Annotated in this window: 10 protein-coding genes; all 10 read right to left on the bottom strand. The window is 63.4% G+C overall.

The window, feature by feature from the left end; genetic code table 11:
• Positions 1-1,653, bottom strand: a 1,653-nt coding sequence (locus HGR_RS17965) for a methyl-accepting chemotaxis protein (protein WP_006297342.1), incomplete at its 3' end; no start/stop codon positions are given.
• Between the two features lie 98 nt (positions 1,654-1,751).
• A complete protein-coding gene (locus HGR_RS06410) occupies positions 1,752-2,768 on the bottom strand; it encodes a M48 family metallopeptidase (protein ID WP_039852682.1) in 1,017 nt (338 codons plus the stop codon).
• A gap of 24 nt (positions 2,769-2,792) precedes the next feature.
• On the bottom strand, positions 2,793-3,542 hold the full coding sequence (locus HGR_RS06405) for a lysophospholipid acyltransferase family protein (RefSeq protein ID WP_006297340.1): 750 nt from the start codon (positions 3,540-3,542) through the stop codon (positions 2,793-2,795).
• A 20-nt stretch (positions 3,543-3,562) separates the two neighbouring features.
• Positions 3,563-4,171 (bottom strand): D-glycero-beta-D-manno-heptose 1,7-bisphosphate 7-phosphatase, encoded by a 609-nt coding sequence (gene gmhB, locus HGR_RS06400; RefSeq protein ID WP_006297339.1) that lies wholly within the window; start codon positions 4,169-4,171, stop codon positions 3,563-3,565.
• 48 nt (positions 4,172-4,219) lie between these two features.
• Positions 4,220-6,424: a glycine--tRNA ligase subunit beta gene (gene glyS, locus HGR_RS06395; RefSeq protein ID WP_006297338.1), complete on the bottom strand. Its 2,205-nt coding sequence runs from the start codon at positions 6,422-6,424 to the stop codon at positions 4,220-4,222.
• Entirely contained in the window at positions 6,421-6,723 is a 303-nt protein-coding gene (locus HGR_RS06390) for an antibiotic biosynthesis monooxygenase family protein (RefSeq protein ID WP_006297337.1), read from the bottom strand. Before HGR_RS06390 ends, glyS begins: the two co-directional genes overlap by 4 nt.
• Entirely contained in the window at positions 6,723-7,628 is a 906-nt protein-coding gene (glyQ, locus tag HGR_RS06385) for a glycine--tRNA ligase subunit alpha (RefSeq protein WP_006297336.1), read from the bottom strand. The genes HGR_RS06390 and glyQ overlap by 1 nt, the downstream gene beginning before the upstream one ends.
• A 78-nt stretch (positions 7,629-7,706) precedes the next feature.
• The gene (lnt, locus tag HGR_RS06380; RefSeq protein ID WP_039852683.1) at positions 7,707-9,317 is read right to left on the bottom strand and encodes an apolipoprotein N-acyltransferase; all 1,611 of its coding nucleotides are present in this window, start codon (positions 9,315-9,317) and stop codon (positions 7,707-7,709) included.
• A 10-nt stretch (positions 9,318-9,327) separates the two neighbouring features.
• Positions 9,328-10,212: an HlyC/CorC family transporter gene (locus tag HGR_RS06375; RefSeq protein ID WP_006297334.1), complete on the bottom strand. Its 885-nt coding sequence runs from the start codon at positions 10,210-10,212 to the stop codon at positions 9,328-9,330.
• A gap of 150 nt (positions 10,213-10,362) precedes the next feature.
• The gene (locus HGR_RS06370) at positions 10,363-11,043 is read right to left on the bottom strand and encodes a GNAT family N-acetyltransferase (RefSeq protein WP_081463459.1); all 681 of its coding nucleotides are present in this window, start codon (positions 11,041-11,043) and stop codon (positions 10,363-10,365) included.
• Positions 11,044-11,202 lie beyond the last annotated feature (159 nt).

The following is an 11,202-nucleotide window of genomic DNA, read 5'->3' as shown; positions in this document are numbered from 1 at the left end:
GCGCTGCGCCAACGCGCGCACCTCGCCCGCCACCACGGCGAAGCCACGGCCTTGCTCACCCGCGCGCGCGGCTTCGACCGCCGCGTTCAAGGCCAGGATGTTGGTCTGAAAAGCGATGCCGTCGATAACATTGATGATGTCGGCGATGCGGCTGCTGCTGTCGCTGATGCCCTTCATGGTGTCCACCACCTGGGCGACGACCTCGCCACCCTGCACGGCCACGGTCGAGGCGCTTTGCGCAAGCTGGTTGGCCTGCTGGGCATTGGCCGCGTTTTGCTTGACCGTGCTGCCGAGTTCCTCCATCGACGAAGCGGTCTGCGCGAGTGCGCTGGCTTGGTTCTCGGTGCGCGCGCTCAAGTCCTGATTGCCCTCGGCGATTTCCGCGCTGGCGGTGGAAACGGATTCACTGCCCTCGCGCACGGTGTGGACCACCTCGGTCAAGCCGCTGCCGATGCGGTTCATGGCGTCCATCAGCTGACCCAGTTCGTCCCGGCGCGGGCTGTGAACACGCACACTCAAGTCACCTCGCGCCAGCGACTCGGCCAGGCTGCGTGCCTGGATCAAGGGCCTGATGACGGTGCGGCGCAGCAGCAAATACAAAACGCCCGACACCAGCAGCACCATCACGACGCCCATGACGCCGTAGAGCAGACGCTGATCGCGCACATCGGCGGTGACTTCTTCCACGTACGTTCCGCCCACCACCACCCATTCCCAGCCTTGGAAGTGGGCAAAGGCCGCGAGCTTGTCGCGCGCGCTCGTCTCGCCCTGGGCCTCGTTGATCCACGGGTAGTAAATGGTGCCGTTCTTACGCTCCAGCATTTCACGGATGAACTCGCGCCCATCGGCGTCTTTGCTTTCCAAGGCGGCCCGGCCCTCGGCCGAAGGATGGATCACCAACTTGCCGTAATTCGCGCCCGGGCGCGAGTCCAGCACGAAGAAGTACCCCGTTTCGCCGATCTTGAGGCTACGGATGGTGGCCCTGAGTTGTTCCAGAAAGGTGCTGTAGTCCAGGCCGATGAAGCTCAGACCGATGATCTGGCCCTGGGCATTGCGTATCGGGTCGTACTGCGTGATGTACGGTTTGCCGAACAGCGTGGCGGGGCCGGCATAGGTCTGGCCCTCCAGCGTGGCCTTGTAGCCAGGGTGGTTGCGGTCCAGCAGGGTGCCAATGGCGCGCGCGCCCTCGGCGTTCTTGAGCGAGGTGGTGACGCGGATGAAGTCATCCCCCGTCTTGGCGAAGACCGTGGCCACGGCGCCGGTGCTGGCGGTGAAACCGTCGGCCACCTCGAAGTTCATGTTCAGCACCTTGCCGTCCAGACGCAGGGTGGGCGCGGGCTTTCCAGCGACCTCGGTGATCGTGGCGGTATCCAAGGTGAATTGACCCGCCAATCGGTTCTGAAACACCTTGGCCAAGGCGGCCGCTCGCAGGCGCAAGTCCTTGTCCGACGCGTCGATCAGGTCAACGATCAGCCGTGTCTGGGTGTTGAGGTGCTGCAACGCCTGACGCTCGATCGAGCGCATCAGGGTGTAGCTGATCGCCATCACGAACACCAACACCACCGCGCTGATGATGACAAAAATGCTGGCGGAGAGCCGCGTGGACAAACTCGTGTTGAGCCAGCGCGCCCGTAAACCCTGATCTGCATTCATCGCGTCGACTCCTTGTATACAACAGTAAAAATTGTAACTTTTCGGATCGCGAACGCGATTTTGTCGCTGATTTGGGTTTTAGAGAACCTATTTCTTCATCAACTCCAGACAGGGAGCGCGATGTTGCGCAATTCGGCACGTCGGGCCTCGTAATCGGGCATCACGGAGCGCACCGTGTCCCAGAAACGCGGGCTGTGGTCCATGACACGCAAATGGCTCAATTCATGCGCCACGACGTAATCGATCACGGACAGCGGCATGTGCATCAGGCGCCAGTTCAGGTGGATGCGGCCATCGCTGCTGGCGCTGCCCCAGCGCGTTCGGGCATTGCTCAGGGCGAGTTTGCGCCACTGCACCTGCAGCAGGGGAGCGTAGTGGTCGAGGCGCTGGGCGAACAGGACCCGGGCTTCCTGGAGGAACCAGGCCTGCACGGCGTCGCGGATTTCGACGGCGGGTGCATCGGCAGGCAGATCCAGGTGCAGGGTGCAGCCGATCTCCCCCGAGGGCGTCAGGCCCTCCGTGTCCAGCACTGGCGGGGCCATGCGGCGGGCTCGGCGGCGCCCTGATGGCGGGGCGACTTGCGCGGCAGACTGAGAGGGCGCCGCTGCCGCCGGGGAGTTGGCCATGATCAAGGTCAAGGGCTGCCCCAGCCACGGCAACACTGTGCCGGCGCACCAGGCCACCCGGGCGGCCTGCGTTTGCACCTGCCGCGCCCGCATCTCATGGAGCTTGCGCACGATCCAAGCGGCTTTTTCCTGCAGCACAGCCTCCACTTCATGGAGCGGTGTCCAGCGCGGCGCGCTGACGGTCAAGCCCGCCTCGCCCACGGACATGCCGATGGTGCGGCGCCGGCCGCGCTTGAATTCGTAGGCCACGGCGACGTCACTCAGACGGGTCTGCTGGTTGGCGCGAGGATGGGTGAACGCCGATCCCAGGAGATCTGACGAGGTGAAATCAGGAAGCGCCACGTCCCCCCTGGGCCTCTGCGCCGTCGGAGCCGCGCCAGCCCCTGGCGTGGCACTGGGAGGCGCGCGCTCCTTGAGGGACGGTGCGGGCAGGGGCTCCGCGTGGGACCCGTCGAGAAAATCCAGGGCGAGTTGCAAAAGACCGCGCATGGGCGGGAGCCGACCTCGGTCGCCTCAAGCTCCGGTCTTGGCTGGGTAAGCCTCGGGATCCAGCCGACGCATCTGGCCTTCGATCCAATCTTCCACTTCGCGCATGAACTCCGCGGGCTCACGGCCCTGGCTGGGAATGGGCTGGCCGATCACCACGTCCACCACGCCGGGTCGCTTGAGGAAAGCCTTTCGTGGCCAGACCTTGGCCGAACTGACCGCGATGGGCACCACGGGCGCGCCCGTCTCGATGGCCAGGCGCGTGCCACCGGTCTTGTAGACCCCTTTCTCGCCACGCGGGATGCGGGTGCCTTCGGGGAACATGATGATCCAGACGCCGCGCGCCAGGAGGCGCTTGCCCTGGGCCACCACTTTGTTGAAGGCCTCGCTGCGCTGGGAACGGTCAATGTGGATCATGTCCAGCCGCGCCATCGCCCAGCCGAAGAAGGGCACGTAGATCAGTTCCTTCTTGAACACGAAGGCCAACGGATGCGGCATCAGCGTGGGGATCAAGAAGGTCTCCAGCGTGGACTGGTGCTTGACCAGCAAGATGGCCTGGCCGGTCTCGCCTTGGGGCAGGTTCTCCATGCCGGTGACGCGGACCTTGATGCCCAGCAACACGCGCGCGCCCCCAATCGCCAACTTCAGCCAGCCCACGGCCAGCCAGTACATGGGATTGGCGCGCAGGAAGAGCGAGGCGGTGAGCATCATGATGGCCCAAGGCACCACGGTGACCAGCATCCAGAGCGCGTGCAACAGGGAACGCAGAAAGATCATCTCGAAGTCCTCGGTAGGTGTCAGTCGCCGTGCGATGGGCTTTGCAGTTCGTGGTCACGCGCGATCAGCCAGGCGGCGAAGGCGGCCAGATTGTCATGCACCCGCGTACCGGCGGGGAAGTTCGCGGGCAGGCTCTGGCCCGCGGCCAGCGGTTCACGCCAGGCCTCGCCTTTGCCCGTGAGCACCAGGTGCGGCTCGCAGCCCACCGCGGCGCCAGCGATCAGGTCACGCGCGGTGTCGCCGACCGTGGGCACGCCTTGCAGGGACAGGCCATAACGCTCACCAATCTGCTCGAACAGGCCGGGCGCGGGCTTGCGGCAGCGGCAAGCCTGCTCGGGCCCATGGGGGCAGTAGAAGACGGCTTCCACCCGCCCACCCGCCGTCGCCAGCAGCTTGTGCATCTTGGTGTGCATGGCATTGAGCGCAGCCACATCGAAGAGACCACGCCCCAGGCCGGACTGGTTGGTGGCGACCACCACATGCCAGCCCGCGTGGTTGAGCCGCGCGATGGCCTCCAGCGCGCCGGGCAGGGGCTGCCATTCCGCCTCCGACTTCACGTAGTCGTCGCGATCCTGGTTGATCGTGCCATCACGGTCCAGGATGACGAGCTTGAGCGCGTTGTTGGGCATGGCCTGAGGGTGTGTTGGTTGGGCGAGTGGTCGCGGTGTCGCGCTGCTTCAGGCCGCCAAGCGGGACAGGTCCGCCACGCGGTTCATGGCCTCGTGCAAGCTCTTGAGCAAGCCCAGGCGGTTGGCGCGCAGCGCCGGATCCTCCGCGTTGACCATCACACCGTCGAAGAAGGCATCCACTGGAGCCTTCAGCACGGCCAGCTCACGCAGCGACGCGGCGTATTCGCCATTCGCATACAGGCTGTCGGCCAGCGGTTGCACGCTGTGCAGCGCGCCGTGCAAGGCCTTCTCAGCCGATTCCTTCAGCAAGGCCGCGTCAACCTTGGCCTCGACGACGCCTTCGGCCTTCTTGAGGATGTTGCCGATGCGTTTGTTGGCAGCGGCCAGTGCGGCGGCTTCGGGCAAGGCGGCGAAGGCGCGCACGGCCGTCAGACGTTTGGGGACCTCGCCCAGGCGTTGCGGACGCAAAGCCAGCACTGCGTCGACTTCCTGTGCGCTGTAGCCTTGCTCGCGCAGGCTGCCGGCCAGGCGGTCGTAGATGAAATCGGACAAAGCAGCAGCAACGTCTGGGCGCTCATTGTTCTGCGGATTTGAGCTTTTATCCAAAGCGGGCAGACCTGCCTGCACAACTTTAAGCAGCAAGAATTGATCAATGACTTGCCTGGCTGACGAAATCAATTTGTCAAGATCGAGTGCAAGATTCTTCTCGCCCAGCATGCGAATCACGCCCAGCGCATGACGGCGCAGCGCGAACGGATCCTTGTCACCCGTGGGCAGGTTGCCGATGCCGAACATGCCGACCAGCGTCTCCAGCTTGTCGGCCAAGGCCACCACCAGACCCACGGTGTTGCGCGGCAGTTCGTCCCCCGCGAAGCGCGGCTTGTAGTGGTCTTCAATGGCGTGCGCGATCTCCTCGCCCAGGCCATCGTGGCGCGCGTAGTAGCCGCCCATGATGCCCTGCAATTCCGGGAACTCGCCCACCATGTCGGTCAGCAAATCGGTTTTGGCCAGGCGTGCGGCGGTGTCCGCAGCCGCCACCAGCTTGGCGTCACCCAGTTGCTGCGCGATGGCCTTGGCGATAGCACGCACGCGCTCCACGCGTTCACCCTGCGTGCCCAGCTTGTTGTGGTAGACCACCTTGCCCAGGCCCTCGACGCGCGATTCCAAAGTCTTCTTGCGGTCCTGGTCGAAGAAGAATTTGGCGTCGGCCAGGCGCGGGCGCACCACGCGCTCATTGCCGCCGATCACGGCGCTGGCGTCGGCCGGGCTGATGTTGCTGACCACGAGGAACTTGTTCGTCAGCCTGCCAGAGGCGTCGAGCAGCGGGAAGTACTTCTGGTTGGCCTTCATCGTGAGGATGAGGCACTCCTGCGGCACGGCCAGGAACTCTTTTTCGAACTCACAGACCAGCACATTGGGCCGCTCGACCAGGGCGGTGACTTCGTCCAGCAAGGCCTCGTCTTCAATCGGACGGGCACCACCACCGACCTTGCTCGCGGCCGCCGCGAGTTGGCGCACGATCTCGGCGCGGCGCTCAGCGAAGGAAGCGATGACGGCGCCGTCATCACGCAAGGCGGCCGCGTAACCGTCGGCGTCCTTGAGCACGACCACGTCCTTCTTGGCCTCGAAGCGGTGGCCGCGCGTGCTATTGCCCGCCTTCAAACCCAGCGCTTGAACCGGCACCACGGAGCTGCCGTGCAAGGCCACCAGGCCATGCGCCGGACGCACGAAATTCACGCTGCTCCAGCCGGGCAGTTCGCAATCGGTTTCGAGCTGGTAGCTCATGACCTTGGGGATGGGCAGCTTGGCGATCGCTTCGTCCAGCGCCTTTTGCAAACCTGCGTCCAGCGTGGCGCCGGGAACCACGCTGTCATAGAACAGGGCCTCGGCCTTGCCATCGGGCGCGCGCTTGAGCCCGGCCACAGCCTTGGCCGTATCGGACACGTCCGCACCCAGGGCCTGGAGCTTCTTGAGCAATGCGGGCGTGGCCTGCCCTGCCGCGTCCAGGCCCACGCTCACGGGCATGAGCTTTTGCTGCACGGCCTTGTCCGCAGCCTTGCCAACCACCGCCGTCACATGCGCCGCCAAGCGACGCGGGGAGGCATAGGGCGTGACCACGGAATCCGCCGAGGCCAGGCCCTGGGCCCTGAGCTGTTCCGCCAACACGGAGGCGAAGGCCTCCCCCAGCTTCTTGAGCGCCTTGGGCGGCAGCTCTTCGACAAACAGTTCGACGAGAAGGTTCTGTGCGGTCATGACTTGGGTAACTCGCAGGCTGCGTAGTGCAGGACTGTGGGAAAGGGATCGTAAAAGTGATGCAGCAGTGCGCGCCACTGCTGATATGGCTCGGACTGGCGGAACCCTACGGTGTGATCCTCCAGCGTGTCCCAGCGCACCAGGAGCACGTACTGATGGTCGTGTTCCACGCAACGTTGCAGCTCGTGCCCGAGATAGCCACGCATCGAGGCGATGATGGACTGAGCCTGTGCAAATGCCGCTTCGAAAGCCGCGGTCTGACCCGGTCGAATCTGCAGTTGCGCGATCTCGTGGATCATTACGCAGCCTTCTTCTCGATTTGTGCCACCCACTCTCGCGGCGCCATGGGGAAGCCCAGGCGCTCGCGGCTGTCGTAGTAGCTCTGCGCAACGCTGCGCGCGAGGTTGCGGATGCGGCCGATGTAGGCGGCACGTTCCGTCACGGAGATGGCGCCGCGCGCGTCCAGCAGGTTGAAGCTGTGCGCGCACTTGAGCACCTGCTCATACGCGGGCAGGGCCAGCTGCGCCTCCATCAAATGCTTGGCCTGCTTCTCGTGCGCCGTGAAGGCGGTGAACAGGAAATCGGCGTCGCTGTGCTCGAAGTTGTAGGTGGATTGCTCGACTTCGTTCTGCTTGTAGACGTCGCCGTAGGACAGGCCCTCGGTCCACACCAGGTTGTAGACGTTGTCCACACCCTGGAGGTACATGGCCAGGCGCTCCAAGCCGTAGGTGATCTCGCCGGTGATGGGCTTGCAGTCGATGCCGCCGACCTGCTGGAAGTAGGTGAACTGCGTCACCTCCATGCCGTTGAGCCAGACCTCCCAGCCCAGGCCCCAGGCGCCGAGCGTGGGGTTCTCCCAGTCGTCCTCGACGAAGCGGATGTCGTTCTTTTTCAGGTCAAAGCCCAGGGCCTCAAGCGACCCCAAGTACAGCTCCAGGATGTTGCTGGGCGCGGGCTTGAGCACGACCTGGTATTGGTAGTAGTGCTGCAGGCGGTTGGGGTTTTCGCCGTAGCGGCCGTCCTTGGGCCGGCGGCTGGGCTGCACATAAGCGGCTTTCCAGGGTTCGGGGCCGATGGCGCGCAGGAAGGTGGCGGTGTGCGAGGTGCCCGCGCCGACTTCCATGTCATAGGGCTGCAGAAGCGCGCAGCCTTGTTGGTCCCAATAGGACTGCAAGGTGAGAATGATTTGCTGGAAGGTCAACATGGGTGAACAGGCTGTGGCCTCTAAGGCCATCGGGCCCGCAAGGCATCTAAGGGTGACCAAACGGCCAAGCCCGTGATTTTACGGTTCCACGCCCGCCGTGGGCGTGCGCCTCGAACGGCCACGCCAGACCGCCCAGGTCAGGAGCAGGAGGCTCAGGAGCCAGAGCGGCCCCAGCCCAAAGGCTGCCACCCACCGGGCGTAGGGCGTGAGGCCGGCCCGGCCTTCTACCTCGACCGTGAGCACGCCGCGGGTATGAGGCTGGAGCATCGCGCGCACCTGGCCTTGGTGGTCGATCCAGGCAGTCGCGCCCGTGTTGGTGGCGCGCACCATGGGCCGCGCGAACTCCAGGGCGCGCATGCGCGAGATGTGCAGATGCTGGTCCACCGCCACGGTGTCACCGAACCAGGCGATGTTGCTCACGTTGACGAACACGGTCGGCGCGGTTTGAGCGTCTTCGAATCGCGCGCCCAGCTCTTCACCGAACAAATCCTCGTAGCAAATGTTCAGGGCGAGGCGCTGGCCTTGCCAGTTGAAGGAAGGCTGATTCAAGTCACCGCGGTTGAAATCACCGAGCGGTATTTGCATCATGGCCGTGAACCAGCGGAAGCCCAAGGGAATGAACTCACCGAAAGGCACCAGATGTTGCTTGTCGTAGCGGTAGGCCTGTTGACCTGGCGCCAAGCCGATCACGGAATTGGTGTATCCATCACGGCCATTGCCAAGGGGGAGCCCGACCAATGCAGCCGACGTCCCGCCACTCGCATAACGATTGGCCAATTGTGACCAATAACCCTCCGGCAAATCCTGAGGCAGCAGCGGCAGGGCGGTCTCCGGCGCGACGACCAGGGTGGCGTTCTGCGGGGCCTGCATCAGCTGTTCGCCGTACCAGCGCAGGGACTGGATGACACCAGTGCCCGGCTGGAATTTCTCGTCCTGGGGGATGTTGCCTTGCAGCAGGGTGATCCGCAGCATCCCGGTCGAACGGGTGTTGAGAGGCCACCACTGCTGTTGCACGAGCGGCAAGGACAACACCAAGACCATGGCTAGAGCTGCTTTTGCAGGGGCACGCCATGCGCCTGCGCCCCGCGCCCACTCACGCGCCCGCACGACCTCAGCGATGTGTTGCAGGGTGTAGGCCAGCATCATCGCGAGCCAAGCGGTCACTGCAGTGATGCCGTAGACGCCAATCCAAGGCGCATAGGCCGCCAGTGGCCCTTCGACATGGGCATAGCCCGCGCCGCCCCAACCAAACCCAGTGAGCCAGCGCCCCCGTGCCAGTTCAGCAAGCAGCCAGAGACCGGCGAACAGCAAGGCATTGGCGTAGGGGCGGGGCGGCCCCAACCTCTTGGACAGGTGACTGTAGAGGGCACAGGCGGCGGCGACATACAGCGCCAAAGCGCCCGACAACGCCAGCACCGCCAAAATCGCCAGGGGTGCTGGCAAACCGGCATACCGGTACATGGCGATGAACATCCACCAGAAACTGCCAGCCAGCCAGGCCGTGGCGAACAGCCACCCCAAGAGTGCGCCAGACGACCGCTGGCGCAGAAGCAGCCAGGCCAGCAGCGTCATGGACAGCACTTGCAGCCAGGCTTGTGGCTGACCGTCCCAAGGCGAGGCGATGGCCATCGCCTGCAGTCCCCCGGCAATCAGTGCCAGGCTGGCGCTCAACACCGTACTCACGCGCATGGCGCGGCCATCAGGCATTGGGCTTGCTATCGGCGGACGGGGGCAAAGGGTTGACCTTGAACCACCTGACCGCACCGCCCTTGGTGTGCAACACGGTGAACTTCAGTCCGGCAATGACGTGCTGCTCACCGCGGCGAGGGACGTGTCCCATTTCGTGCGCGATCAAACCACCAATCGTGTCGAAGCTTTCATCGGGATCGCTGGCGATGATGTTCGCATCAAACGCTTCGTTGACGCGTTGTATCGAGGCGCTGCCGCTGACGCGATAGGTCTGATCCGCCAGACCGAAAATATCACCTTCGTCTTCAGAGATGTCGAACTCGTCCTCGATTTCACCCACGATCTGTTCCAGCACGTCCTCGATCGTGATGAGACCAGCCACGCGGCCGAACTCATCGATCACGATGGCCAGGTGATTTCGCGTGCCACGGAATTCACGCAGTAGATCGTTCAAGCCCTTGCTCTCAGGTACAAAGACCGCAGGCCGCAACAGTGCCCGGATATTCAATTCGGGAGCGCGCTGCAGCTTGAGCAAATCCTTGGCCAGCAGGATGCCGATGATGTTTTCTCGCTCGCCCTCGTACACCGGAAAGCGCGAATGCGCGGCGTCAATCACGGCGTGAAGAAGCTCTGGATAAGGCGCATTGATGTCCACCAGATCCATGCGAGGGGCAGGCACCATCACATCGCCGGCGCTTTGATCGGCCATACGCAGCACGCCCTCGAGCATGAAGCGAGATTCAGCACCGATGAGCTGCCTATCCTCAGCGTCGGCCAAGGTTTCGATCAATTCAGCCGTGGAATCTGGTCCCGGGTGAATGAATTCGGCGATTTTTTTCCAAAGAGTGCGCTTGTCATCCTTCTCGGAAAAACGCGCAGGGTAAGGGTCAGGCACTGATGCGACGCACAAGGCGGGAGTTAGTAAGCCTATAGGATAGCGGAGAAGCGTGATGTATCGAAGAATCAGCCGGCTGCACAAGCTGTTGCCGGACACTTTCCTCCGCAACTTGCACTTCGGTGGTGCTTCAGGGCGCTCGGCGTCGACTCATGAGCCAGAGCGATGCCGGCCTTCACGCACGCCCCGCCGAACATCCTGCATGTCCGCCAGCAGATTCCAAAATTGGCGGGCTTGCATCTTGAGTCTGTAGTCAGCCTGCGCTAATTGCTCTTCCAACAACTCCGTCACCTGTGTCTCGAACGTGGCAGCGGGTAGGCGCAGGTAAGCTTCGGCCTCCGAACCGTCATATTCGACGGTGGCACCGGCTTTGCGCGCGATGCTCAACATGATTTTGTTCTCGCTCAGAGCGTGGATGAACATCAGCTGAACGCCGGAGTTGCGTGCGTGCAGCATGGCACGGGCAAACAACTTGCCGCCATAACCATGCCCACGAGCGGAAGGTAGAACGGAAACGCCAAACTCGGCGCATGCGTCGTAGCTCCGATCCACGGAGTGGGCTAGGTGCGCCATCGCAACCAGCCTCAAACGCCAGTTGTAGATGCCGAACACGACGTCACGCTGGAAATCCAGCGTATCCACATAGGCTCGTATCTGTGTATCGTTGGCCGCATATCCAAAACGCAGATAACGGTCTTGAGAATCCAACGCCAGCAGATGTTCAGCAATGCGATCACGATGGCGCGCGCTCAAACGACGGATGATGGCCCACCAAGGCCGCCTAGCCTTGGGCCTGCGTTGCGCAATGTCGCTCTCAAGCGTAGAGGCCATGATGGGTTTACTTTACGAGCATTCGCGATTTTCACCAACCCCAAAACAAAAGCGCCGTCATGAGACGGCGTCTGAGAGGTTGAAGTGGCATTGATGCTACTCGAGGGGCAAAAACAGAAACGCCCTCGTCGGAGGTTATCCGAGAGGGCGGTCTGAGGC

The organism is Hylemonella gracilis ATCC 19624 (genome assembly GCF_000211835.1).
In the GTDB taxonomy this organism is placed as follows: Bacteria; Pseudomonadota; Gammaproteobacteria; order Burkholderiales; family Burkholderiaceae_C; genus Hylemonella; species Hylemonella gracilis.
The sequence above is the reverse complement of the archived record's forward strand: the minus strand, read 5'-3'. Positions and strand labels throughout refer to the sequence as shown.